Origin of the sequence: Paraburkholderia sp. BL6665CI2N2 (genome assembly GCF_004366535.1) — a bacterium.
Classification (GTDB): domain Bacteria; phylum Pseudomonadota; class Gammaproteobacteria; order Burkholderiales; family Burkholderiaceae; genus Paraburkholderia.
Map to the genome: position 1 here is coordinate 2,315,832 of NZ_SORC01000001.1, position 24,863 is coordinate 2,340,694.

The following is a 24,863-nucleotide window of genomic DNA, read 5'->3' on the forward strand; positions in this document are numbered from 1 at the left end:
CACGACACCATACGTTTTCACTTGCGGTGGCGACTGCGCCAGTCACGGGGCGTCAGACCAAAACGCTTCTGGAACCAGACCGTGAACGCTCCCTGGTTTGTGTAGCCCAACAGGGCTGCGACCCGGCCGATCGGATAACGCGGGTTGAGCAGGTAGCGCACGGCAAGATCGCGCCGAACTTCTTCAACGATGCCCGAGAAACGGGAGCCGGCTGAATCAAGCTGGCGCTGCAGGGTGCGCACGGTCAGATTCAGTTGTCGCGCCACCAGTTCGATTGACGCCTGACTGAGGGGCAGTAGCAGGTAAATCGTCTTGCGCACATCCAGCGCAATAGAATCTGCCGCCGTATCGTTGAGCGGATTGGCGAGGCTTTCCGCATAACGGACCAGCACGGGGTCTGCATTCGGATTCGGATAATCGAGGTCCGCTGCCGCACAAACGAATCCGTTGAAGTCGCTTTCAAATGTGATCGGACAGCCGAAGAACCGGCGATGGAAGGTCAGGTCAGGCGGCGCCGCATGAGTGAAATGCACACTGTGCGGTTTCCAGTGGGCACCGAGGAGCGCGCTGGAATGGCGGGCCAGCACGCCGACGGCCAGTTCGATCGCCTGGACTGTCCGGGTGCCCGGTTCGGCCACAATCTCTTCGCGGATCGTCACCGTGTCGCCAGTCGTTTCGACGTAAACACCCAGCGCTTCGTTGAGCAGATAGCGGTACTGCGCCGCCGCCAATAGCACCTCGCGGAGCGTGCGCTTGTGGGCGAGCAGAACGTTGACGACGCCACTGCCGAACTGCTGGCGGGTTTGTGCGATCCGCAGCCCCAGTGTCAAACACGACGCTTTCTCCGCAGTCGCTTCGAGCAACCGGCAGGCACCGTCAGCCGGAATCCGTTCCTCGGGGTTCGCCAGCGCCACGGCGTCGAGACCGACCGCCTGCACAAGCTCGTAGGGGTTCAGACCCAAGCCTCTCACCACGTCGAAATACCCGTGCAGTGTCGACGACCTCACCATGCTTTGCACTCGACCTCCTTCCATTCCTCACGCGTGAAGTCCATTGGCGCGGGATTGGTGTTAACGCGCGGTGTCGTCAAATCATAAAACAATGTCGTCGGAAACGAAATCCGTATCGCCGGATTGCCGTATCTTCGCCTTACTGATTTATTTCCTGACGCGTCGACATGCACCCGGCGCCGAAGAAAAACATCCAACTATTTCTGGAGGAAACGATGCAATTTCTCGACGACTCGCTGCACCCGGAGAATCAGCACAAGGTAGTCATTACGACGGCTCCGTACGGACCGGAATGGGCGCCAGAGGATTTTCCCGAAGACATTCCGGTGACGATGGAAGAGCAGATCCAGAAGGCCGTCGACTGCTACAACGCGGGCGCGACCGTGCTGCACCTGCACGTGCGCGAGCTGGATGGCAAAGGCTCGAAGCGCCTGTCGAAGTTCAACGAACTGATCGCGGGCGTGCGCGCCGCCGTGCCGGACATGATCATCCAGGTGGGCGGCTCGATCTCGTTTGCACCGGAAGACGACGGCCAGGCCGCGAAGTGGCTGTCCGACGACACGCGTCACATGCTGGCCGATCTCGACCCGAAGCCCGATCAGGTGACGGTCGCGATCAACACCACGCAGATGAACATCATGGAATTGCTCTATCCGGAGTACCTGGAAGGTACGTCGCTGGCCAATCCTGCGCTCATGGCCGCCTATAGTGAAATGACGGTGCCAGCGGGACCGGCCTGGGTTGAGGAACATCTGCGCCGCCTGCAGGCATCGGGTATCCAGCCGCACTTCCAGCTCACCGGCATTCATGCGCTCGAAACGCTCGATCGCCTTGTACGCAAGGGCGCCTACAAGGGGCCGCTGAACCTGACGTGGATCGGCATCGGCGGCGGCTTTGACGGTCCGAACCCGTTCAACTTCTTCAACTTCGTCCACCGCGCGCCGGACGGCGGCACGGTCACGGCCGAGTCGCTGTTGAAGAACGTGTTGCCGTTCAACATGATGGCGATGGCCATGGGCCTGCACCCGCGCTGCGGAATCGAGGACACGATCATCGACCAGCACGGCAATCGAATGAGCTCGGTGCAGCAGATCGAGCAGTGCGTGCGTGTGGCACGCGAACTGGGCCGTGAAATCGCGAGCGGCAAGGAAGCGCGCGAGATCTACAAGATCGGCGTGCAATACAAAACGGTGGACGAGACCCTCGCGGCCAACGGCATGGCACCGAGCCGCAAGGCAGGTGTGAAAAACCTGCCCCTGCGCGCCGCGTAACAGGGTGGGACTCGCCAACGGCACGATATTGCGCGTCGATGGTGATTGAAGAAGGAGGCTCCCCGGCTCGCATCGGGGGGCGACACAAATATCGGCCCCTTTTGTCCATCATGGGAAAAGGGCGCCGGACGCGCGAGACGCGGAGGAGACGAAATGCTTTTACAGCATGCTGAGCCCACGACGGGCGATCTTTCAACAACACAATCCGGGATACCGGCCTACGCATGGGTGGTATGCGCGCTCACGATCGGCCTGCTGCTTTCCGACTATATGTCGCGCCAGGTTCTCAACGCGGTCTTTCCGTTTATCAAGTCCGCGTGGAATCTCTCTGACACGAAGCTCGGCTCGCTGAGCAGCGTGGTGGCACTCATGGTTGGCGTGCTGACCTTTCCGCTTTCGGTTCTCGCGGATCGCTGGGGCCGCGTCAAAAGCATTGTACTGATGGCGGCGCTGTGGAGTCTCGCGACGCTCGGATGTGCCATCTCGACGACTTACGGCGAGATGTTGCTCGCACGCGCGTGTGTCGGTATTGGCGAGGCGGCCTACGGAAGTGTGGGCATCGCGCTAGTCCTGAGCATTTTCCCGCCGCGTCTGCGCGCCACCCTCACCGCCACTTTCATGGCAGGTGGCGCATTTGGCTCCGTGATGGGCATGGCGCTGGGCGGCGCTGTCGCGACCCACCTTGGATGGCGCTGGTCGTTCGGCGCAATGGCTTGCGTCGGTATCGCGCTGGTTGTCATTTACCGTTGCGTTGTCACGGAGAAAAGGCTGGCGACACTGCAGCCGGCGACCGCCGGGCACAAGGGTAACCTTGGCGTGCGGATGAGCTTCCGCGCGCTGATGAAGGGGCTGTTTTCCACGAAGGCCGTTGTTTGTGCCTACGTGGGCAGCGGTATGCATCTGCTCGTGCCGGCGGCCGTGTGGTCATGGATGCCGAGCTTCCTGAATCGCTATTACGGCATGGCGCCGGATAAGGCAGCCGTGCATGGTGCGGTGTTCGTACTCGTGACCGGCCTTGGCATGATCGTGTGCGGCTGGCTCTCCGACCGGCTCAACAGGAAGGTTGTACAAAGAAAGTGGCTGACCGCGATCGTGTACTGCTTGTTGTGCTGCGTCCTGCTCGGCGTCGCTTTCCAACTGCCGGCCGGCCGGTTGCAACTCGTCCTGATCGGTTGCGGCATGTTCTTCTGTGCCGGCGCGACGGGGCCCTCGGGCGCCATGGTGGCGAACCTTACCCCGCCGTCGATCCACGCTTCAGCATTTGCCACCCTGACACTGGCCAACAACCTGCTGGGGCTGGCGCCCGCGGCTATTCTCACGGGCATCGTCGCAGACCGGATCGGCTTGCTCGGCGCCTTGCAACTGGTCCCGCTGGCGCCGCTGTTCGCAGCGATCGCGTTCGCCATTGGCCGTCGCAGCTACAGGCGCGACCTTGACCTCGTGAATACGTTACGTGAGAAGGCCTCGCTCTGAGCGGCTCCCTCGCGCTTGCCGCGTCGTCCGCCTGATGATGCGGCTGCGCGGTCGGTTAAATCCGGTCAACAAAGCAGTACCTGGACACTTTGCGGTAATCGACGCCTTCGCCGGGACGTAACGTTCTCCGGCAGGCGCATTCCCCTTCTGTAAATCGAGCAATAAACTGGAGAACGAATCATGGCGAAAGCAGTCCGCTTTCATGAAACCGGCGGCCCTGAGGTCTTGCGTTACGAGGACGTTGAAGTCGGTGATCCGGGCCCGGGCCAGGTTCGCCTGCGCCATGAGGCAGTGGGCCTGAATTTCGCGGACACCTATTTCCGCTCCGGACTGTATCCGGTTCCGCTGCCTGCCGGCATGGGTGTGGAAGCAGCCGGCGTGGTCGAAGCAGTGGGCGAGGGCGTGACGAACGTCGCGGCAGGTGATCGTGTCACCTACACGGGCTTTATCAACACGCTTGGCGCCTACAGCACGGAGCGCCTGTGTCCGGCGGCACCGCTGATCAAGCTGCCTGATGGCATTACCTGCGAGACGGCGGCAGCCATGACGATGCGCGGTTTGACCTCGTCGTATCTGATGCGACGCATCTATGACTTCAAACCCGGCAATACGATTCTGCTTCATGCGGCCGCGGGCGGCGTCGGGCTGATCGTATCGCAGTGGGCCAAACTGCTGGGGCTCACGGTGATCGGCACGGTTTCGAACGAAGCCAAGGCGGAAGTCGCCCGCGCGCATGGCTGCGAACACACCATCAACTACAGCCATGAAGACGTCGCCGCGCGCGTACGCGAGCTGACCGATGGCGTCGGGGTCAATGTGGTGTTCGACAGTGTCGGCAAGGATACCTTTGAAGCGACTCTGAATTCGGTCAAGCGCCGCGGCCTGATTGTTTGCGTCGGCACGGCATCGGGGCCGATTCCGGCATTCAATCCGCAGATCCTGGCAATGAAAGGATCGCCGTACCTGACCCGTCCGGCGCTCGCCGACTACATCGCCGACCCCGCCGAAAAGTCGGACCTGGCCGGGGAAATCTTCGGCCACGTTGCGGCTGGCCGTATCAAGATCGAGATCAACCAGCGCTATGCGCTCGAGGATGCCGCGCAAGCGCACCGTGATGTCGAAGCGCGCAAGACAACGGGTTCATCGGTCTTCGTCATCTAAGGAGGGCACCATGCTTGTCGAACAACTCACTAACGCCATTGGCGCCGAACTGGTGGGTGTCAAGCTCGCCGACGCGATCCACGACGACGGCCTCTTTGCCGAGATCCGGGCGAACCTGCTCAGGCACCGTGTCCTGTTCCTGCGCGATCAGGACATCAGCCGTGCTGAGCATGTTGCTTTCGCGCGCCGCTTCGGCGAGCTGGAGGACCACCCGGTCGCGGGCAGCGATCCGGAACATCCGGGCCTCGTGCGAATCTACAAGTCGCCGGATCAGCCCAACGACCGCTACGAAAACGCGTGGCATTCCGACGCCACGTGGCGCGAAGCCCCGCAGTTCGGCGCCGTGCTGCGCTGCGTGGAATGCCCGCCCGTTGGCGGCGACACGATGTGGGCGAACATGGTGCTCGCGTATGAGAACCTGCCCTCGCACGTGAAGGAGCAGATCGCCGACCTGCGCGCACGTCACAGCATTGAAGCGAGCTTCGGCGCCGTGATGCCGATCGAGAAGCGGCATGCCTTGAAAGCCCAGTATCCCGACGCCGAGCATCCGGTCGTGCGCACGCACCCCGAGACGAGCGAGAAAGTGCTGTATGTCAATGCGTTCACCACGCACTTGACGAACTACCACACGCCGGCGCGCGTGCGCTTTGGCCAGGACGCCAATCCGGGCGCGTCCGATCTGCTGCGTTATCTGATCAGCCAGGCGTACATCCCGGAGTACCAGGTGCGCTGGCGCTGGAAGCCGAACAGCATCGCCATATGGGACAACCGCTCCACGCAGCACTACGCCGTGATGGATTACGCGCCGTGCCATCGAAAGATGGAGCGAGCCGGAATTATTGGCGACAAGCCGTACTAACCTGAAGGACTCCGCGTCGTGACGCTCAATACCGCACCTACCGTACTCGTCGTGCCCGGTCTGCGTGACCATGTCGCCGAACACTGGCAGACACTGCTGCAGGCTCGTCTTCCCAAAACGGCTTCGGTGTCGCCGCTCGAGCAGGACAAGCTCAGCTGCGCGGCGCGCGTCGCGGCGCTGGACGAGGCCATCGCGAAGATCGATGGCCCGATCGTACTGGTCGCTCACAGCGCCGGCGTCATGATTACCGTGCACTGGGCGCGGCACCACAACCGCCCGATCCAGGGCGCGCTGCTGGCCGCGCCGGCGGACCTGGAAGTTGCCATGCCCGCCGGTTATCCGACGCTGGACGTGCTCGAAGAACACGGGTGGCTGCCGTTTCCGCGTAGACCGCTGCCGTTCCCGAGTATTCTCGGCGCCAGCCGCAACGATCCGCTTGCAGGGTTTGATCGCGCTGCCCGTATGGCGGCAGACTGGGGCAGCCGTCTCGTTGACCTTGGCGAAGTCGGGCACCTGAACCCCGCGGCCGGCTATGGCGACTGGCCGCAGGCGGACACCCTGATCCGCGAGCTGATCTGACATGGAAGCCACGTTGCGTGCGGCCAGTGATCGGGAGAACAGATGATGTCACGTCAGATACCGGTCGGATCAGCCGATGAACTCGCCCCAGGACAACGCAAGCTGGTCTTCGTTGAGGGTCGCAGTGTCGTGCTCTTGAACGTCGACGGTGAACTCTGCGCCGTCGACAACGCCTGTCCGCACAACGGCGCATCGCTTGCAGGCGGGCAGATCGAAGGGCGCCTGCTTCGCTGCCCCGCCCACGGCCTTCGTTTTGACGTCGCGACCGGTTGCATGCCGGGCAAAGGCGGTTTGAGTCTTGTGACCTTTCCCATCCGGAACGTCGCCGGCAGGCTCGAGCTCACCGTCGACGATACCCCGGCAGATGCGTGTCACGCGCAATCCAGCTGAATCTGGACAAATGAGGAAGATAGTCATGTATGGTTTGATGATGCAGCAACCGCTGCTGGTCGCATCGCTGCTCACCCATGCCGAACGGCATCACGCCGGGCAGGAAATCGTGTCGCGACGGGTCGAAGGCGACATTCACCGCTATCGTTATCTGGATCTTGCGCAACGCGCCAGAAAGCTGGCCAACGCCCTTGCCGGGCTCGGCATTGCTCAGGGTGAGCGCGTCGGTACGCTGGCATGGAACGGCTACCGCCACATGGAGTTGTACTTTGCGGTGTCGGGTTCCGGCGCCGTACTCCACACGCTCAATCCCAGGCTGCACGTCGATCAGATCGCCTACATCATCGATCATGCCGACGATCGCGTCATCTTTTTCGACCTGACCTTCCTCCCGCTGATCGAGTCTGTCGCATCGCGCATCAAGAGCCCAAAGGTATTCGTCGCGATGACCGACCGCGCAAACATGCCGGCAATGCACGACCTGCCGGTCATGTTGCTGTGCTACGAAGATCTCCTCGACGGTCACAACGACGACTTCGCCTGGCCGCTCCTCGACGAGAACCATGCATCTTCCCTGTGCTACACGTCAGGGACCACCGGCAATCCGAAAGGGGTGCTCTACAGTCATCGTTCAACGCTTCTGCACACCTACGCAGCGGCGTTGCCCGATTCACTGAACTGTTCAGCGCGCGACGTGATCCTCCCGGTCGTCCCCATGTTTCATGTGAACGCGTGGGGTCTGCCTTATATCGCATGCATGGTCGGCGCAAAACTCGTGTTCCCGGGTCCCGCTCTCGACGGAAAATCGCTCTATGAGCTGATCGAGGCAGAACAGGTCACGCTTTCCGCCGGTGTCCCGACTGTCTGGCAGGGACTGCTTCGACATGCGGCCGAGCGTGGCACGACGTTTACCTCCATGCGCCGCACGATCGTGGGAGGCGCGCCGTGCCCGACGGCCATGACCGCGGAATTCCAGGAGCGCTACCAGGTCGACGTCCTGCATGCGTGGGGGATGACGGAACTGAGCCCGGTCGGCACGGTTTGCAGCTTCAAAGGGCACCACCTGTCGTTGCCGGCGCAGCAGCGCTACGCTATCCAGGCGAGGCAAGGCCGCGCCGTGTTCGGCATCGACATGCGAATCGTGGGCCCGGACGGCAAGGAGTTGCCATGGGACTCTCAGGCAACGGGCGACCTGCAGGTGCGCGGGCCGTGGGTGACGTCCGGTTACTTCGGCGGCGAAGATGCGTCGCCGCTATGCGATGGGTGGTTTCCGACCGGTGACGTGGCGAAGATCGATCCCGACGGCTTCATGCAGATCACCGACCGCAGCAAGGACGTCATCAAATCCGGCGGGGAATGGATCAGCTCGATCGACATCGAGAACGTGGCCTGCCTGCACCCGGGAGTGGCGAGCGCCGTGTGCATCGCCGCGAGGCATCCGAAATGGGACGAGCGCCCGTTGCTGCTGATCGTAAAAAAGCCGGAGAGCGCGCTTGGATCTGACGAGTTGCTCGAATTTTTTGACGGCCGGGTCGCGAAGTGGTGGAAGCCCGATGCGGTCGTGTTTGTAGAAGCCCTTCCTCTCGGTGCAACCGGCAAGGTGCTCAAGAACCAGTTGAGGGATCAGTTCCGGGACTACTACCTGACGGCTTGACGCGGCGCGCAACACGAGGGACATCCGGAAGTCCGGCGTCGGACTCCAGCATTTGCCATCGCCGAGTCGCGTGAGGCTCCCGGGTCAGAAGCGCTCGGCTATGTACTTGAACGGATAGTCCGGATCTTTATAGCCATCGGGTTTTTGTCTCTTCGGCAGCGTAATTTTCTTGCGCGGCGTTTCCTGATAAGGAATTCTTCCGAGCACGTCGCTGATGATGTTGAGCCGCACGCGCCGCTTGTCGTTCGAATTAGCTACATACCACGAAGCGATATCGGTGTCCGACGCTTCGAACATCGCGTCGCGTGCACGGGAGTAGTCATACCATCGGCTATAGGATTTCAGATCCATTTCCGTCAACTTCCAGACCTTGCGTCCGTCGTGGATGCGAGCTTCGAGGCGGCGCGTCTGTTCTTCGGGGCTGACCTCCAGCCAGTATTTAAGCAGGATCACCCCAGAATGGACGATCGCACGCTCGACAAGCGGCACCGCCTTGAAAAACGTCGCGACGTCCTCGTCGGAACAGAAACCCATCACTCGCTCGACCCCCGCGCGGTTGTACCAGCTGCGATCGAAGATCACAACTTCTCCCGCCGCCGGCAGGTACGGCACGTAACGTTGCAAGTACATCTGGCTCTTCTCGCGTTCACTTGGCGCAGACAACGCAACCACGCGAAATACCCGCGGACTCACCCGTTCGGTAATCGCCTTGATCGTGCCGCCCTTACCGGCGCCGTCGCGTCCTTCGAACACGATGCAGATCTTGCTTCCCGTTTGCACGACCCATTGCTGAAGCTTGACCAGTTCAACGTGCAGATCCAACAACGCCTTCCGGTATTCCTTGTAAGAGAGAGCGTTGCCTTCCGCGGAAGGCACTTCTTTCCCCCGAGTCTTCGCCATTCCCATATCTCCGCGCGGACGTGACCTGCATAATTTTCCCGTGATCCTTTAGCAAGGTAGGACGCCGGACACCGGAAGGCCATACGACTTTGGTCCAATATCGTCGCTGAAACGTGCGCAGTATCTTGCTGGAGTCCGCCATTGGATCGTCGATCCGACGGGCGTCGCCATGCTATGTCCACGTGCTGATTCGAACAGCGCCATCGCCACCAACAAAGCGGCACTTGTCGTCGCCGCAACAGCATTGGGACTGCTGCCGCGTTCGTGATCGGCGCGACGAAAATCCACCCCGCGGCGGCATTCGCCCGCCGCCGCGTGTCGACATGCCATGAGCGCGTTCGGCCGGGTGACGATAAACACATGCCAACCGCGGCGAGAGACCTCATGTACGCTATCGGCCTGATGGATCAGGGAAACATCGACACCCGCGAGCCGGTTCTGGACACCGTCGATCGGGTGTCCGAATTGTGTTTTGGCCTGTTTATGGCGCTAACGTTTGTCGGCGCCGTGTCGGCCGTCACAGCCGGCGAAGGTGCCGGGCGGAAAATGTTTTATACGGCGCTTGGCTGCAACCTCGCGTGGGGCCTCGCCGATGCGGTCATGTTTCTGGTACGAACGCTGACGAATCGCGGCCGGCGGCTGAGGCTTGCGCTGACCGTGAGACATGAGCCGGATGCGGCGGCGGGAGTTCGCGCGCTTCGTGCCGCATTGCCCAGGTGGGTCGCGCCGCTGATCGCTGATACGGAACTGGAACTCATCCGGGCGCGCATTGCCGCCATCCCGGATTTACCGCAACGGCCGCGCTTTTTGCGGGCTGACATGGTCGCAGCGGTGGCCATCTTTCTGATCGTGGTCTCCTCGACGTTCCCGGTTGCCTTGCCGTTCGTCGTGTTCAGCCACGTCCCGACTGCCTTGATCGTCTCGCGTGCATTGACGATCGTCATCCTGTTTGGCAGCGGAATAGCGCTGGGCCGTCATTCCGGGTTCGGTGAATGGAAAGCGGGATTGGCCATGGCAGCGCTCGGCGTACTGCTGACCATGGCGATCATTGCATTGGGAGGATAAAGCGGGCGCGGCTCGCCGGACCGCGTACCGGGCCGGCTACAACCTCACGTGCTCGGCTCCCCGCGCCGCGACCGCCGATCAGGTCGCCCGGCGTAAGACCAAGGTCTGATTTTCCGATTGTCGCATCGTGACATTATGTAATCGGAGACGTCGCCACCGACGCGCCCGTTCACCGAAGACGCGACAGTTTGCATGTTCGCGGGAGACTGCTCGTCTGTGCCATGAGGACAGGAGCGGCAGCCGCGTGAGGACTTCACGGGTGATTGTGCACCGCTGCGTTGCTCGCCGCATGAGCCAGTAAGGCGAGCAGGATTGCGGGCAACCATTGGATCGCGATTGGGCAGGGAAAAAGCGGCCAGAAATCGAGCTGGCAGTCCGCACTGTAACCACAATGGAGGTCGATAATGAACAGACGGAATTTTATGCAAAAGATCGCGATTTCAAGCGCCGCCGCGAGTTTGACTTTGACGGGGTGCACCGCGACATCCGGCAGCGGCAAGAGTCCTGAAACTGACGCGGCAAAGCGGCAAGAGATCAATTCAGCCGTGGACGGAACGTTGTCACGATTGGCCACGACAGTAAAAGGTTCGAGTGAACTGGTCTCGAAGGCTCAAGGGGTGCTGGTTTTCCCATCGGTGAAAAAGGCGGCCTTCATTGTCGGCGCCGAGCACGGCGAGGGTGCGTTGCGAGTGGGTGGCGCGACAGTCGGCTACTACAACACGACCTCCGCTTCATTCGGACTCCAGGCGGGCGTCCAGTCGACCGCGGTCATATTTCTCTTCATGACGCAATCCGCGCTGGACGGTTTCCGCAATTCGGCGGGGTGGTCGGCTGGAGCCGACACAGGAGTCTCGGTCGCGAAAATGGGTGCCAACGGCGCGATAGATACAACATCAGCGACCTCGCAAGTGGTTGCGCTCGTCTTGACCAACGTCGGTCTGATGGCGGATCTGTCGCTCGCCGGAACGAAGGTGACCAAACTTGATCTGTAAGCGTGCGCTACGCGCTCTGGCATACAAAGTTAATCAGCATGCTTAAGGAATGCCATATTGATTCGAATCTCTGCATAGCGGACGGCGCGGTACGATGCGCTCAACATTCGTGAGCTGACCAGGTCAGCACGTCTTTATTATCATTTGGCGCGCGCAATGATTCGTTATTGACGGCGTGGTGGGGGCGATTCTATCAGGCGACTCATAATCTGATTCACGCAATGCACACAGATCTTTCCGGATAAAAAGCTTGTTGTACATCCGCTGGTGGCAATAGGACGACGCACGGGATATATCTAAATAGTCCTTTAGACGTTCCGGCCCGTTGCCGCCTGGATATTGTCCGCTGATCGCTATATGACGCGAATTCACGGTGCCCGGTAAGGGCATACTTGCATGTATGCAGGGCCGTCCTCGATTCACACCAGGAGATGCACCGCTACTTGTATTTAGCAAGGCTTTTCAACGTTCAGATAAGTGCTAGCGAGTGTTCTTACAGTGCGCATCGGGCAAGGATTGCAACTTTCAAAAAAGTCTTTCATAAACCTTCACATCCTTGCCTGAGGCTCTATACTGTTTTCAAGTTACCGATGTTCCAGGTTCAACGCTAAGAATCAGTATAGTTGACCGAATCCGCACGTGGCGAGACGGCGACTTTGGACATGCACTCAACATTGGTGACGGAGAGACCAGTGATCAATCTGATCGTGCGTGGCAAAGACCTGGTGCAAGGCATGGTCGGTATCGCCATGGCCTGCTGCTATGTGGCCCGGCTGCGCCCGCCTCGAGATGTCCACCGCCAGTCGCGTGCCTCACCCATCAGCGCCCGTTCGCCTCGGGAACGAGCATATTGGCGGCTGAGAACACCAGGCGCGAAATCATTGGCGTTTTTCGGCGACGTTGCGGATCAGCCCGAAAAATGGATTGCTGCCAATGAGCGCGAGCTTGCCAATGCAAAGCCAGGACGGCACGCACATGCAGGCGCAAGCGCGGCCGGTCTGCAAGCAGAACGCTGCGGCAGGCGCGGGATTCTGGACGAAAGAATTCATTTGCGGGACGCGCTTGAAATGTTGCCGCTCGCGATGCTTATGCTCGATCGGAAAAATCAGATAGTCTTTGCGAACGCCAGAGCGATAGAACTGTTCGGCTACACCAGCGAAGAATTGACCGGCGCACCGATCGAGATGCTGTTTCCGGTCCATGCCTGGCAGGGTGGCGATTCCATGGCCGAAGACCGCGGCACCCGTCACAGGAGCGCCGATCGGGCAACGACACAGGTGCTGGTCGCGCGCCGGCGCGACGGTGAAGGCTTTCACGTGGAAGCCGATACCAGCAGATACAGCGCGTCTGATCAGGGTTTGCAGATCATTGCCATAGCAGGGCTCGTGGCCTGCCGCGAAGTCGATCAAAACCGCAAGGAAATGGCTCATCTGGTGCGGGTTTCATCTTTGGGAGAACTAGCGAGTTCTCTCGCACACGAGCTGAATCAGCCGCTTACCGCTATCTTGAGCAACGCGCAAGCGGCGCAGAAATTGATTGAGTCGGAGAAGGTCAATACGGCGGAACTCCGTGAGACATTGGGCGATATCATTCTGGATAATCGGCGCGCGAGTGAAGTTATCCAGAAGATCCGGACGATGGTACGAAAAGGTGACCTGGAGCTGCAGCCGGTAGATATCGGCGATGTGGTCCGGGACATCGCCCTGCTCGTGCATAGCGACGCAGTAGCGCGGGAAGTTCGCACGGAATTCGACATTGCCGACAATCTGCAGACGTTGTTCGGCGATAGGGTTCAACTGCAGCAGGTGTTGCTCAATCTGCTGCTGAACGCCTTCGACGCGGTGAAGGATTGCGATCCGGCTGAACGCGTCGTCGAAACAACGGTGCGAGAAGGGGTCGGGGGAGGAGTACGCATTACGGTGAAGGATCGAGGTCAAGGGTTGACCGTCGACAAGATGAATAAAATATTCAGGCCATTCTTTTCGACGAAGCCCCAGGGACTCGGTCTTGGTCTTTCCATCAGCCGCACGATCGTCACAGCGCACGGAGGCTGGTTATGGGCGGAGAACAACGAGTGCAAGGGAGCGTCGTTTCACATAATGCTGCCTCAGAAAGCGGCTGTACAAAGGGATCCCCGCGGGTCGTCATAGATCCGGACACCGCGCGTGTTTTCATCGTGGACGACGACGAGCAGGTGCGATGCGCGCTCTCCCGACTGCTTCGCGTATCCGGTTATCTGGTTGAAACTTTCGACAGTCCCGAAGCTTTTCTGGATAGAGCCGACCTCGCCAGCGTACCTGCATGCCTCATTCTCGATTTGCAGATGCCGGGCATGTCGGGGCTTGAAGTGCAGCGCAATCTCAATCAGCTCTTGCCTATCGTTTTTCTGACCGGGCACGGCGATGTCGGGTCGAGCGTTGAAGCAATGAAGGGTGGTGCGCTCGATTTTCTGCCCAAGCCGGTATGCCAGTCTCTCCTGCTTGCCGCGGTGGACCGCGCGCTAAAGGTCGCTTGCATGGAGTGGGCGAAGAGGAGCGAAAAGGCTGAGCTGCAGGAACGGCTCGATTGTCTCACGCACCGCGAGCGTGAAGTCATGGCGCTCTTATTGACAGGGCGTCTGAACAAACAGGTCGCCAGCGATCTTGGCGCGGCTGAAAAGACCATCAAGATTCATCGCGCCCGGGTGATGAAGAAGATGAAGGCGCGATCGATTGCCCAACTGGTTCGGCTCGCGGAAAAGGTCGGCATGGACGCAGCCGACGACCTATAAGTTTGCATTGCCCCGATCGGGATTGCGCGGGAGGGAGGCCGGCGCAATTCCATCCTGTTGAAGCCGCTAGTGGACCAAGGTCCTATATCTCGCTTTAAAATCTCACGTTACGCTGGAACTCCGAACGGGTTTTCTCGTGGAGCGACCGCGCTTTCGCATATTCAAAATGGTCAACCCCAATCAGATCGTTGCCATAGTCGACGATGATGAATCGGTATGCCGAGCCATCAAGCGGCTGCTGCGCGCCTCAGGTATTGAGGCGGAGACGTTCTCCAGCGGCGACGAGTTCTTGAATACACTCTCGGCGATTCCGTCGTACCGGCCTGCGTGCGTTATTCTCGACATCCAGATGCCTGGCACAGGCGGACTGGAAGTTCAGCGTCAACTTGCGCCGATGGGCCTGCCGGTCATCATGATCACCGCGCACGACGAGTTCTCCGTCAGACAGACCGCGCTCGCGTCAGGCGCTGCCGCATATCTGCGAAAACCGTTCAATGCCGCCATCCTGATCAAGGCTGTGGAAATGGCGATGAATGGTCCGCTGCGCCCTTGAAGTATCTGTGCCCGGCCGGGCGATATGAGACCAAGGTCTGATTGCCTCTCTGTATTTCAGCTACCAAACTGACCTACATCAGCGCGCGGCTCAAATCGCCAGCCGTCGTCGCGCGCGGGTTACTGCGCGCGCAGCGCTCAAAGAAAAAGCCGGAGTACGTGATGAAACCAGGGCCCACCTTACTCGCTTCTGCAATTGCGATTCTGTTCAGCGCCATTGCATTCGACACGTCGGCCGCCGACTTCGATGGCAGCAAACGACTCATCTGCGCGACGATCGACGCGCATTCATGCGATCCCGGACTAACCTGCAGCCGCTCTTTACCGGCGGATATCGGAGCGCCCCGGTTTCTCTCGCTCGACTTCGACAAGAAGGTGATCATCGGACCCGCGCGAACGACGCCCATGCGTATCGCCAGCAAAGATGCCAATCAGATCATCATGGACGGGACAGAGATGGGATTTGGGTGGACCTTGGTGCTCGATTCGACCGACGGGTCAATGACATTGACGATCGTCAATAGCGACGATGCGCTGGTGCTCTTCGGCAACTGTACGGTCTTGTGATCAGGCGGGCGCGCAATGAAAACTGTCGCCATCCATCATTCCGCGCCGGGGCCGCACTGTCTCAGTGTTGCGGACACACCGGTTGTGTTTCGTCGTTCGTGGCGCGCGCTGCTGCTGATGGCAGCGGCGATGACCTTGCTCGCCGCCTGCAAAAAGCAACCTGCCGCGCCCGCCGCCGCCGCGCCGGAGGTGACCGTTACGACCGTCGTACAGAAGGACACGCCTGTCGATTTCGAATTTACCGCTCAGACCCAGAGTTCCCGCGAGGTCGAGATTCGTGCTCGCGTGGACGGTTTTCTCGACAAACGCCTGTACGTTGAGGGGCAACTCGTCAAGGCCGGGCAGACGATGTTCCAGATGGACCGCAAGCCGTTCGAGGCTGCGCTGCAAACCGCGAAAGGACAACTCGCGCAGCAGCAGGCGCGTTATCAGGTTGCCAAGGCGAACCTGGCGCGGGTCGAGCCGCTCGCTGCTCAAAACGCGTTGAGCAAGAAAGATCTCGACGACGCGATAGGCAACGAAAAGCAGTCCGCCGCCGCGGTGATCGCGGCAAAAGGGGAAGTCGATACGGCACAGCTCAATCTCGGCTATACGACGATCAAGTCCCCCCTCGCGGGTCTATCGAGCTTCGCACGTCAGCAGGACGGCAGCTATGTCACGGCGACTTCCAACGGCTTGCTGACCTACGTTTATCAACTGGACCCGATGTGGGTGAACTTCAGCATCTCCGAAAACGAGATGTTGAAGTACCGGGACCAGATTGCAGCAGGTCTTCTGAAATTCCCGGAGCACGACAGTTTTGTCGTCAAGCTGATTCTGGCCGACGGGTCGGTGTTCTCGCAGGTCGGCCGTATTGACTTTGCGAATCCTGCTTTCAGCACTGAAACGGGGACCTTTCTGGTGCGGGCGGTATTCGATAATCCGAAGGGAGCATTGCGGCCCGGTCAATTCGTGAAAGCACGCGTTTCCGGGGCCATCAGACCCAACTCGATTCTCGTGCCGCAGAGGTCCGTATTGCAAGGCTCGAAGAGTCACTTTGTCTGGGTCGTCGACGACCAGTCGAAAGCGCACCAGCGGGTTGTCGAAGTGGGCGATTGGCAAGGCGACGACTGGTTCGTCTCGGAGGGACTCAAGCCGGGCGAGCGCATCGTGGTGGATGGCGCACTGCGTGTCGCAGCGGGAGCGCAACTCAAGATCGTTAAAGGCCCATCCGCGGAGAAGAACGCAGCGCCGCCCGGACCTGCCGGGTCTGAAAGTGCGGCGCAGGCGCCTGCACCTTCCACGCAGGCCAAGGAGTCTGAGGCGCAAGGAACCGGCAGCGGTGCGACCCAATGAAAGGCCGACCGATATGAGCATCTCGCACTACTGCATCGATCGGCCGATCTTCGCGTCGGTCATTTCGATTGTCATTACGCTAGGTGGGGCGTTGGCGATGCTCGCCCTGCCGGTCGCACAGTATCCCGACATCACTCCGCCGCAGATCACCATTTCCGCCACGTATCCGGGCGCGAACGCGGAGGTTGTGGCGAACAATGTCGCCGCGCCGATCGAGCAGCAGGTCAATGGCGCGGACAACATGATCTATATGAATTCGTCGAGTTCGTCCACTGGCAACCTGACGATCAATGCGTACTTCCAGATCGGCACGAACCCGGAACTGGCTCAAGTCGACGTTCAGAACCGCGTGAATCTCGCCTTGCCGCAACTGCCCCAATCGGTCCAGGCGCAGGGCATTCAGGTGCAGAAGAAGTCGTCCGCCTTCATGATGGTGATTGCAATTTATTCACCTTCCGACCGCTACGACTCGGTCTACATCGCGAATTTCGCCAACGTCTACGTGCTCGACGCGATCAAGCGGGTGCCGGGCGCGAATCAGTCCAGTATCTTCGGCAATCCGGATTACGCGATGCGTATCTGGCTGAAGCCCGATCGGATGGCGCAATTGGGCGTGACAGCCGCGGACGTTCAGCGCGTGGTGGCGAACCAGAATCAGCAGTTCGCCGTGGGCAGTATCGGGCAGTCGCCTACGGGAAAATCGGTTGAGCAGTCCTTTGCCGTGACGACGACTGGCCGTCTGACCGAGCCGTCCGAGTTCGAAAATATCATCGTGCGCGCTGCGAATGGCGGGGCGGCAATCGTGCGCCTCAAGGACATCGGGCGTGCCGAACTGGGGCAAAAAGATTACTCCATCCGCAGCCGGTTCCAAGGCAAGCCCGCGACCGTCCTCGCTGTTTATCAGCAGCCGGGCGCGAATGCCCTCGATGTCTCGAAGAGCGTTCGCGCAACGCTAGCGGAACTGAAAAAATCGTTTCCGGAAGGCATGACTTATGAAATCGCCATGGATACGACCGAGTTCACCCGGTCCTCCATTTCCGATGTCATTCACACCTTCTTTGAAGCGCTGGTGCTCGTCGTTATCGTCGTTTTCGTGTTTCTGCAGAGCCTTCGCGCGACGCTGATTCCGATCGTGGCGGTCCCGGTCTCGATTGTCGGCACATGCATGTTCATGCTTCCGCTGGGATTCTCGATCAACATGCTGACCCTGTTCGGGATGGTGCTCGCCATCGGGATCGTGGTCGACGACGCAATCGTCGTGATCGAGAACGTCGAACGAAACATCACGGTGCTCAAGCTCAATCCCAAAGATGCCTCCAAAAAGGCCATGGACGAGGTGGCGGGACCGGTCGTCGCGATCGTGCTGGTGCTGTGCGCGGTGTTTGTACCGGTGGCGTTTCTCGGCGGCATCACAGGTCAGATGTACAAGCAGTTCGCCATTACGATTGCGATTTCGGTCGTGCTGTCGGGCATCGTCGCGCTGACCTTGTCGCCGGCGCTCGCCGCGTTGCTGCTGAAGAGTTCCCACCACGAGAAGAAGGGCTTCTTCCGCTGGTTCGATAAACAGTTCGCGCGCATGACATCGGGCTATTCGCGAGCGGTCAGGCTGGTAATAAAGCGGTCGATTTTCGCGCTGGTGTTTTTCGTAGCCATGATCGTACTCGCCGTGCTCATGGTGCGGTCGATTCCCTCCGCGTTCCTGCCACCGGAGGACCAGGGCTATCTGCTCGGCGCGGTCGTCATGCCCGACGCGGCGAGCCTCGACCGTACCGGAGAAGTGTCCCAACAGGTCACCGACTACTTCATCAAACAGCCGGCAGTCGGCAGCATCACAGTGGTCGACGGATATAGCCTGCTTGATAACCAGAACAAAAACAACGCAAGTACTTTCTTTGTCGGTTTCAAGAGCTTCGATGAACGCTATTCTTCGGACAACATCCGCACGCAGAACGCGCGAACCGTCTTGCAAGATGCGTACCGCCATTTCGGGAACGTGAAAGAGGGCGTGGTGATTCCCGTCAACCCGCCATCGATTCCTGGTCTCGGCACGACCGGCGGCACGGAAGTGTGGATTCAGAGCAAGGGCGACTCGAGCATCGCGCAACTCGCGGAGGTTGCGCAAGACTTCGTTCAGAGGGCCAAGCAGCGTCCGGAACTCGCGGGCGTGACTTCGACGTTCAATGCCTCGTCGCGGCAACTGCTGGTGCAGGTGGACCGCGACAAGTCCGAGACGCTCGGCGTGCCCGTTGAAGACGCGTACAGCTCGATGCAGACGATGTTCGGCTCGCTCTACGTCTCGCAGTTCAACCGCTCGAGCCGGCTCTGGCAAGTGATTTTGCAGGCTGAGCCGTCGTACCGGTTAAAGCCGGGCGACCTCGATCAGATTTTCGTGCGCAGCAAGACTGGCACGATGCTGCCGATGACGTCGGTGGCCACTTACCAGTTTGTCGTGGGCCCCGATCTGGTCACGCGCTTCAACAATTTTCCCGCGATCAAAATCACGGCGAACGCCGCTCCCGGATTCAGCTCCGGTCAGGTCATCTCCACCCTGGAGGAACTGGCGACGCAAATGCCGGCCGGCTATGACGTCGCCTGGAGCGGAGAGGCTTACGAGGAACGGCAGTCGGGCGGCACGTCGGGGCTCGTCTTCGTGTTCGGCCTGGTGATGGTGTTCCTCATCCTCGCCGCGCAGTACGAGAAGTGGAGCTTGCCGTTCGGCGTGCTGATGGCGGTCCCGTTCGCGCTGTTTGGCGCACTGCTCGCCATCCTGCTACGCGGCCTGAGTAACGACGTCTACTTCCAGATCGGCTTGACGATGCTGGTTGCGCTCGCGGCCAAGAACGCGATCCTGATCTTCGAATTCGCGGTGCTGAACCGCGAGACCGGCGCGTCGGTGTTCGACGCCACCATGACGGCGGCCGAAGAGCGCTTGCGTCCGATCGTGATGACGTCGCTGGCCTTCATTCTCGGCTGTGTGCCGCTCGCCATTGCGACGGGCGCGTCGGCCAACAGCCGCCATTCGATCGGCACGGGGGTGATTGGCGGCATGATCGGCGCGACGGCCATCGCCGTATTCTTTATTCCGATGTTCTATTACCTGCTTGAGTCGATGTCCTCGCGCTCCAGCGGCGGCAAGCAGAAGTCCGACCCCGGCGCAGCCGGAACGACGCGGGAGTCGGGCGCCGCGGAGCCCGGCCTGCCGCCGCACGCGCCGTCGCAAGAGAGCCCTTGACATGAACGCGACCGCTTTGGCGCGCCTGCTCGCTTCGGCCACGCTGCTTGCGCTGGGCGGGTGCCTGCTCGGCCCCAATTACGTGCGGCCCACGGTGGAGGTGCCGGCAACGTATCGCTTTGCGCAGGGCGAGGCGGCTGAGATTGCCAACACGACGTGGTGGGAGCAGTTTCAGGATCCGGTACTCGACCAACTGATCGCAACCGCGTTGCTGGAGAACCGCGATGTCAAGATCGCGGCCGCGCGGGTCGACGAGTTTCAGGCGCAGTTCGTGACGACGCGTTCCGCGCTGTTTCCCCAGGTGGTCGCGGGCGCGGATGCATCTCGCCAACGCGCGTCTCAGGCGAGCGGAATACCGATACCGAACGGCGTCAGCCCGATCTACAACCAGTTCGACGCGACCGTGTCGGTGGCATGGGAAATCGATCTTTTCGGCAAGGTTCGCCGCCAGACCGAGGCTGCCCGCGCCAACCTCTTGGCTAGCGAGGAAGGCCGCCGGGCCACGATTCTGACGCTGGTTAGCTCCGTTTCATCTGCCTACATTAACTTGCGCAGTCTTGATCGGCAGCTTGAGATCGCGAAGTCGACCGTGGAAAGCCGCGACGAATCGGTCCGGGTTTTCACGTTGCGCTTCAGGGGCGGCGAGGTGTCGCAAATGGAGCTGGCGCAAAGCCAGTCGGAATACGAGGCAGCAAAGGCCACCATCCCGCAGCTCGAAGCGCAGATCGGCCAGCAGGAAAATGCGTTGTCCGTGCTGATCGGCAAAAACCCGGGCGCCATTCTGCGCGGCCGCGAACTGTCGACGTTGGGCTCGCCGCAGATTCCGAACGAGCTGCCATCGGACTTGCTGGAACGCCGCCCGGATCTGCTGCAGGCCGAGCAGGCGCTGGTGTCGGAAAACGCGCTGATCGGCGCGGCCAAGGCGCTTTACTTTCCGTCCATCTCGCTGACTGGGCTGTTTGGTACGGTCAGCACGCAGTTTTCAAACCTTTTCACCGGCCCGGCGCGGGTATGGTCTTTTGCCGGCAGCGTGACGCAGCCTATCTTCACGGCGGGCAATATCTCCGGGCAGGTGCGGCAGGCTGAGGCGCGTCAGCAGGAAGCGCTGTTCGCATATGAGAAAGCGATTCAGGTGGCATTCCAGGAGGTCGAAGACGCGCTCATCTCCGTGCAGAAGACGCGCGAGCAGCTGGCCGTGCTGGCCAACCAGGTCGAGGCGCTGCACACCTACGCGCGGCTCGCGCGTCTGCGTTACGAAGGCGGTTACACGAGCTACATCGAAGTGCTCGACGCCGAGCGCAGCCTCTTCAACGCACAACTGAGCTATACGCAGACGCAGGGAGCCGAGCTGACGTCATTCGTCAACCTCTACAAGGCGATGGGCGGCGGCTGGGTTCTCGCCGCTGAGAAACTGTCTGTTCCACCGGCCGCACCGCCCGCACCGGGCACACCGTCGCCGGACACCACACCCGCCGCGCCCGTCGCGCGTGGCACGGCGCCGACGGGCGACCCAGCGGTCGCGCTGGAGGCGAGATGACACGCGGGGAAATCATTGCTTGCGAGGAGTGCGACATGCTCCAGCTTGCAGCGCCTCTGCCGCCCGGCGGCTCGTGGCGTTGCCGTCGTTGTCGCGCGGAGCTCGGCAGGGAGCGTACGAACGGGCCCGAACGGGCTCTCGCCTTTACCCTTGCGTCCGCCGTGCTGCTTGTCATCTCCAACGCCTTTCCTATCGTGGGTTTGTCGGTCAACGGCCATCTCGTCCAAACGACACTGGCCGGGTCGGTCCGCGTGCTCTACGCGCATGGCACCTGGCCGCTCGCGGCGCTGGTCTTCCTGACGACGATCCTGACGCCGGTGCTGCAGACCCTGGCCATGCTGTGGCTGCTCGTGCCGCTGCGTCTGGGACGTGTGCCGTGGCACGCGGTCGAGGGCTTCCGGCTGTTTCAACTGGCGCGGCCGTGGGGCATGACCGAGGTTCTGATCCTTGGTCTGCTGGTCGCGCTCGTCAAGCTGACGCACATCGCGAAGGTCGTGCCAGGCACAGCGTTGTGGTCGTTCATGGTGCTGATGTTATTGCTCGCCGCGGCGTCGGCGACGTTCGATCCGCGCGAGATATGGTCGCGCATCTGCGCCCTCAAAAATGCCGACGGCGCGTGGCGGCTGCCTCCCGTGGAGCAGCACCGCACGGCGGTGACGGCCTCCGCATGCGGGCTCGCGCTGTGCGAAGAGTGCGGGCTACTGGTACGCGATCCGGCGCGTTCGGGCGAGCAGGGCTGCCCGCGTTGCAGAGCGCGCTTGCATATGCGCAAGCCAGCGAGCATCTCGCGGACGTGGGCGTATCTGTCGGCGGCGATCGTGCTGTATATCCCCGCCAATGTGCTGCCCGTGATGAAAACGAGTTCGCTCTTCGGAGCGCAGAAAGACACGATCATGAGCGGCGTGGTCTATCTGTGGGTATCCGGTTCATGGCCGCTTGCCGTTCTCGTGTTCATCGCAAGCATCGTGGTGCCGATGCTCAAGATCCTTGGCCTTGCGTATCTGGCGGTCTCCACCCAGCTTCACTCGCAATGGCTTCCCGAGCAGCGCACCAGAATCTACCGCGCCATCGAACTGGTTGGGCGCTGGTCGATGCTCGATATCTATGTCATCACGATGCTCGTCGCGCTGGTGCAATTCCAGGCGCTGGCGACGATCGAGGCCGGTCCAGCATCGATAGCGTTCGGGGCGGTGGTCGTGTTGACACTGCTGGCGGCGATGGCTTTCGATCCGCGCCTCATCTGGGATGCAGCGGAGAGCGCTCATGTCAAGACCAAATGACGAGCCGGATCTTCCCGAACTCCCCCTGGCGGATTCCGTTCCACGCTCGCGCTGGCGTATGCAACTGGTGTGGCTCGTGCCGATCGTGGCGGTGCTGATCGGCGGATGGCTGGCTACGAAGGCGATCCTGGAACGCGGCGAGAATATCACCATCAGTTTCAAGACCGGCGAGGGCCTTGAAGCCGGAAAGACCAAGGTCAAGTTCAAGGACGTCGATATCGGTGTGGTCGAGGCCGTGAATCTCTCGCCGGATCATAAGAGCGTGGTGGCGAAGGCAGAGGTCGCTCGCGACGTGGCGAGTCTGCTGGTCGAGAACACCCGGTTCTGGGTCGTGCGCCCGCGCATTTCAGGCGGCACGGTCTCGGGGCTCGGCACGCTGCTCTCCGGGTCGTACATCGACGTCGATGTGGGCAATGCCGCGAAAGCGCGGCGTGATTTCGTCGGGCTCGAAGAGCCCCCGGTGTTTGCGAGCGACGTGCCAGGGCGGGAGTTCATTTTGAAGGGTGCGGGTCTCGGCTCGCTGGACGTGGGCACGCCCATCTATTTCCGCAGACTCCGGGTCGGCCAGATTGCTTCTTACAAACTGGACCCGGACGGCAAAGGCGTCACGGTGAAGGCGTTCGTCAATGCGCCTTACGACCAGTTCGTGAAGACCGATACGCGCTTCTGGCACGCAAGCGGGGTAGACATGGCGTTCGACACGAACGGTCTGCGGGTCGAAACCCAGTCGATCGTTTCCATCATCATCGGCGGCGTGGCGTTCGAGTCACCGCCGGAGTCGCAGGAAGTGACCAGCGCCGCCGCCAACACGGGATTCGAACTTTACGCAACGCGCGCCGACGCGATGAAACAGCACGATCGGATCGTCGATAAATACGTCGTCAATTTCATCGATTCGGTACGCGGCCTGACGGTTGGCGCGCCGGTCGATTTTCGCGGTGTAGTGATCGGCGAGGTGACGGCGATCTATACACGCTTCGAGCCGGCACAAAACCGTTTCAGCATTCCCGTCGAGATAGCGATCTATCCCGAGCGCTTTACGTCACGCTATCAGAACGGGCGCGACGGAGGGCGTCTAAGCGACAACCCACGTGGACTAGCCGACTATCTGATTGAACATGGATTCCGCTTCCAGCTCAAGAGCGGCAATCCGTTGACGGGTCAGCTTTACGTCGCGTTGGACTATTACCCGGATGCGCCCAAGGCGAAGATTGACTGGAGCAAGTCGCCGCCGGAATTGCCTGCCATACCGCGCACGCTTCAGTCGCTGCAAGACTCGGTTACACGCTTGCTGACCAAGCTCAACAATATTCCGTTCGAGGCGATCGGCAACGATGCGCGTACGACGCTACGCACGACCAACTCGATGATCTCCCAGCTCAATAACGAGGTCGTCCCGAAGGCGCGTGACACGTTCACGTCGGCGCAAACCGCGCTCGATTCCGCGAATACCGCGCTGCAACCGGATTCGTCGCTGCAGCAATCCACGGAACAGGCGATGCACGAAATGACCCGGACGGCAGCCACGCTGCGCACGCTGGCCGACTATCTGTCCCGGCATCCGGAAGCGCTCGTGCGCGGCAAGTCTGAGGACAAGCCATGAGGTACGCCACGACATGTCTGATTCTCGCGCTTGTCACCGGCTGGTTCGGCGGATGTAAATCGCCATCGGCCAGTTTTTACACGCTGAGCCCCGACCGCTCTCTCACCAACTCCGGCGCAACGCGCTCAATCGCTGCCGTGATCGGGCCCATAACGATACCGGACCTCGTGGATCGGCCGCAAATCGTGACCCGGGTCGGAGACAACGAGGTCGAGATCAACGAATTCGCCCGTTGGGCGCAACCGTTGAGCGGCGACATCGGCGGTGTGATTGCCGCCAACCTTGCCGTGCTGCTGAACTCACCGCAGATTTCGGTGTTCGATCTGACGCGCGAGCCGCCTGGCGTATGGCGTGTGCGTATCGACGTGATGCGCTTCGAGTCCACACCGGGACGGGACGTCACCGTCGACGTGCTATGGGCTGTGCGGCCGCCGGGTAATGGCCGTCCCGTCACGGGCCGCTCTGTTGCGCGCGAGGCGGTGTCCGGTCCGGGCTTCGATGCGCTCGTTGCCGCGCACGATCGCGCGCTGGCGTCGGTGAGCCGCGATATCGCGGCGGCGGTGCAGGGGAGTCCGGCTCAGTGACGCGGCGTGCGGATCGTGCATCGACATCGTGGTGCAACGCCGCGCGCAG

Annotated in this window: 21 protein-coding genes; 19 read left to right on the forward strand and 2 right to left on the reverse strand. The window is 61.0% G+C overall.

Translation table 11 applies throughout. The annotated features are described in order from the left end of the window. Window positions 1-17: 17 nt before the first annotated feature. On the reverse strand, window positions 18-1,019 hold the full coding sequence (locus tag B0G81_RS10395; protein ID WP_106277903.1) for an AraC family transcriptional regulator: 1,002 nt from the start codon (window positions 1,017-1,019) through the stop codon (window positions 18-20). Window positions 1,020-1,225: 206 nt separating this feature from the next. Between B0G81_RS10395 and B0G81_RS10400 the strand changes: the two genes are divergently transcribed. From B0G81_RS10400 to B0G81_RS10430, 7 genes are all read left to right on the forward strand, one after another. Then, a complete protein-coding gene (locus B0G81_RS10400) occupies window positions 1,226-2,281 on the forward strand; it encodes a 3-keto-5-aminohexanoate cleavage protein (RefSeq protein WP_116123771.1) in 1,056 nt (351 codons plus the stop codon). 153 nt (window positions 2,282-2,434) lie between these two features. Next, complete coding sequence (locus B0G81_RS10405; protein WP_134135024.1) at window positions 2,435-3,754, forward strand: MFS transporter; 1,320 nt, start codon at window positions 2,435-2,437, stop codon at window positions 3,752-3,754. Window positions 3,755-3,934: 180 nt separating this feature from the next. Continuing rightward, window positions 3,935-4,915 carry a quinone oxidoreductase gene (locus B0G81_RS10410; protein WP_134135026.1) on the forward strand — a complete coding sequence of 327 codons (981 nt, stop codon included), beginning with the start codon at window positions 3,935-3,937 and terminating at the stop codon, window positions 4,913-4,915. Window positions 4,916-4,925: 10 nt separating this feature from the next. Next, a complete protein-coding gene (locus B0G81_RS10415) occupies window positions 4,926-5,774 on the forward strand; it encodes a TauD/TfdA family dioxygenase (RefSeq protein WP_134135028.1) in 849 nt (282 codons plus the stop codon). Between the two features lie 18 nt (window positions 5,775-5,792). Continuing rightward, window positions 5,793-6,353: an alpha/beta hydrolase gene (locus tag B0G81_RS10420; RefSeq protein WP_134135033.1), complete on the forward strand. Its 561-nt coding sequence runs from the start codon at window positions 5,793-5,795 to the stop codon at window positions 6,351-6,353. Between the two features lie 45 nt (window positions 6,354-6,398). Continuing rightward, window positions 6,399-6,743: a Rieske 2Fe-2S domain-containing protein gene (locus B0G81_RS10425; RefSeq protein ID WP_134143054.1), complete on the forward strand. Its 345-nt coding sequence runs from the start codon at window positions 6,399-6,401 to the stop codon at window positions 6,741-6,743. A 25-nt stretch (window positions 6,744-6,768) separates the two neighbouring features. Further along, window positions 6,769-8,397: a 3-(methylthio)propionyl-CoA ligase gene (locus B0G81_RS10430; protein WP_134135038.1), complete on the forward strand. Its 1,629-nt coding sequence runs from the start codon at window positions 6,769-6,771 to the stop codon at window positions 8,395-8,397. A gap of 84 nt (window positions 8,398-8,481) precedes the next feature. On the opposite strand, the gene ppk2 is transcribed toward B0G81_RS10430, so the two are convergent. Then, window positions 8,482-9,297, reverse strand: coding sequence for a polyphosphate kinase 2 (ppk2, locus tag B0G81_RS10435; RefSeq protein WP_134143055.1), 816 nt, complete (start codon window positions 9,295-9,297; stop codon window positions 8,482-8,484). Between the two features lie 384 nt (window positions 9,298-9,681). Between ppk2 and B0G81_RS10440 the strand changes: the two genes are divergently transcribed. From B0G81_RS10440 to B0G81_RS10495, 12 genes are all read left to right on the forward strand, one after another. After that, window positions 9,682-10,362, forward strand: a complete 681-nt coding sequence (locus B0G81_RS10440; protein WP_134143056.1) for a hypothetical protein — start codon at window positions 9,682-9,684, stop codon at window positions 10,360-10,362. 404 nt (window positions 10,363-10,766) lie between these two features. Continuing rightward, complete coding sequence (locus B0G81_RS10445; protein WP_134135043.1) at window positions 10,767-11,354, forward strand: YSC84-related protein; 588 nt, start codon at window positions 10,767-10,769, stop codon at window positions 11,352-11,354. Between the two features lie 692 nt (window positions 11,355-12,046). Then, window positions 12,047-13,504, forward strand: a complete 1,458-nt coding sequence (locus B0G81_RS10450) for a PAS domain-containing sensor histidine kinase (RefSeq protein ID WP_134135046.1) — start codon at window positions 12,047-12,049, stop codon at window positions 13,502-13,504. Window positions 13,505-13,530: 26 nt separating this feature from the next. Next, on the forward strand, window positions 13,531-14,124 hold the full coding sequence (locus B0G81_RS10455; RefSeq protein ID WP_279590465.1) for a response regulator: 594 nt from the start codon (window positions 13,531-13,533) through the stop codon (window positions 14,122-14,124). A 166-nt stretch (window positions 14,125-14,290) separates the two neighbouring features. After that, complete coding sequence (locus B0G81_RS10460; protein ID WP_116121609.1) at window positions 14,291-14,677, forward strand: response regulator; 387 nt, start codon at window positions 14,291-14,293, stop codon at window positions 14,675-14,677. A 161-nt stretch (window positions 14,678-14,838) separates the two neighbouring features. Continuing rightward, on the forward strand, window positions 14,839-15,243 hold the full coding sequence (locus B0G81_RS10465) for a hypothetical protein (RefSeq protein ID WP_243856410.1): 405 nt from the start codon (window positions 14,839-14,841) through the stop codon (window positions 15,241-15,243). A gap of 117 nt (window positions 15,244-15,360) precedes the next feature. Further along, window positions 15,361-16,578, forward strand: coding sequence for an efflux RND transporter periplasmic adaptor subunit (locus B0G81_RS10470; RefSeq protein WP_243856754.1), 1,218 nt, complete (start codon window positions 15,361-15,363; stop codon window positions 16,576-16,578). Window positions 16,579-16,591: 13 nt separating this feature from the next. After that, on the forward strand, window positions 16,592-19,810 hold the full coding sequence (locus B0G81_RS10475) for a multidrug efflux RND transporter permease subunit (RefSeq protein WP_134135057.1): 3,219 nt from the start codon (window positions 16,592-16,594) through the stop codon (window positions 19,808-19,810). Between the two features lies 1 nt (window position 19,811). Further along, window positions 19,812-21,347 (forward strand): efflux transporter outer membrane subunit, encoded by a 1,536-nt coding sequence (locus B0G81_RS10480; RefSeq protein WP_134135063.1) that lies wholly within the window; start codon window positions 19,812-19,814, stop codon window positions 21,345-21,347. Continuing rightward, on the forward strand, window positions 21,344-22,627 hold the full coding sequence (locus B0G81_RS10485) for a paraquat-inducible protein A (RefSeq protein ID WP_134135068.1): 1,284 nt from the start codon (window positions 21,344-21,346) through the stop codon (window positions 22,625-22,627). The genes B0G81_RS10480 and B0G81_RS10485 overlap by 4 nt, the downstream gene beginning before the upstream one ends. Then, a complete protein-coding gene (locus B0G81_RS10490; protein WP_106277872.1) occupies window positions 22,611-24,230 on the forward strand; it encodes an MlaD family protein in 1,620 nt (539 codons plus the stop codon). Before B0G81_RS10485 ends, B0G81_RS10490 begins: the two co-directional genes overlap by 17 nt. Then, window positions 24,227-24,814 carry a PqiC family protein gene (locus B0G81_RS10495; protein ID WP_134135071.1) on the forward strand — a complete coding sequence of 196 codons (588 nt, stop codon included), beginning with the start codon at window positions 24,227-24,229 and terminating at the stop codon, window positions 24,812-24,814. Before B0G81_RS10490 ends, B0G81_RS10495 begins: the two co-directional genes overlap by 4 nt. The last annotated feature ends 49 nt before the right edge of the window (window positions 24,815-24,863 follow it).

What these genes read in the sequence shown, in the direction of transcription:
- B0G81_RS10415 (WP_134135028.1), top strand. Translation starts at nt 4,926, where the DNA reads ATGCTTGTCGAACAACTCACTAACGCCATTGGCGCCGAACTGGTGGGT.
- B0G81_RS10485 (WP_134135068.1), top strand. Translation starts at nt 21,344, where the DNA reads ATGACACGCGGGGAAATCATTGCTTGCGAGGAGTGCGACATGCTCCAG.
- B0G81_RS10460 (WP_116121609.1), top strand. Translation starts at nt 14,291, where the DNA reads ATGGTCAACCCCAATCAGATCGTTGCCATAGTCGACGATGATGAATCG.
- B0G81_RS10490 (WP_106277872.1), top strand. Translation starts at nt 22,611, where the DNA reads ATGTCAAGACCAAATGACGAGCCGGATCTTCCCGAACTCCCCCTGGCG.
- B0G81_RS10470 (WP_243856754.1), top strand. Translation starts at nt 15,361, where the DNA reads ATGGCAGCGGCGATGACCTTGCTCGCCGCCTGCAAAAAGCAACCTGCC.
- B0G81_RS10480 (WP_134135063.1), top strand. Translation starts at nt 19,812, where the DNA reads ATGAACGCGACCGCTTTGGCGCGCCTGCTCGCTTCGGCCACGCTGCTT.
- B0G81_RS10440 (WP_134143056.1), top strand. Translation starts at nt 9,682, where the DNA reads ATGTACGCTATCGGCCTGATGGATCAGGGAAACATCGACACCCGCGAG.
- B0G81_RS10410 (WP_134135026.1), top strand. Translation starts at nt 3,935, where the DNA reads ATGGCGAAAGCAGTCCGCTTTCATGAAACCGGCGGCCCTGAGGTCTTG.
- B0G81_RS10495 (WP_134135071.1), top strand. Translation starts at nt 24,227, where the DNA reads ATGAGGTACGCCACGACATGTCTGATTCTCGCGCTTGTCACCGGCTGG.
- ppk2 (WP_134143055.1), bottom strand. Translation starts at nt 9,297, where the DNA reads ATGGCGAAGACTCGGGGGAAAGAAGTGCCTTCCGCGGAAGGCAACGCT.
- B0G81_RS10475 (WP_134135057.1), top strand. Translation starts at nt 16,592, where the DNA reads ATGAGCATCTCGCACTACTGCATCGATCGGCCGATCTTCGCGTCGGTC.
- B0G81_RS10400 (WP_116123771.1), top strand. Translation starts at nt 1,226, where the DNA reads ATGCAATTTCTCGACGACTCGCTGCACCCGGAGAATCAGCACAAGGTA.
- B0G81_RS10425 (WP_134143054.1), top strand. Translation starts at nt 6,399, where the DNA reads ATGTCACGTCAGATACCGGTCGGATCAGCCGATGAACTCGCCCCAGGA.
- B0G81_RS10465 (WP_243856410.1), top strand. Translation starts at nt 14,839, where the DNA reads ATGAAACCAGGGCCCACCTTACTCGCTTCTGCAATTGCGATTCTGTTC.
- B0G81_RS10405 (WP_134135024.1), top strand. Translation starts at nt 2,435, where the DNA reads ATGCTTTTACAGCATGCTGAGCCCACGACGGGCGATCTTTCAACAACA.
- B0G81_RS10430 (WP_134135038.1), top strand. Translation starts at nt 6,769, where the DNA reads ATGTATGGTTTGATGATGCAGCAACCGCTGCTGGTCGCATCGCTGCTC.
- B0G81_RS10445 (WP_134135043.1), top strand. Translation starts at nt 10,767, where the DNA reads ATGAACAGACGGAATTTTATGCAAAAGATCGCGATTTCAAGCGCCGCC.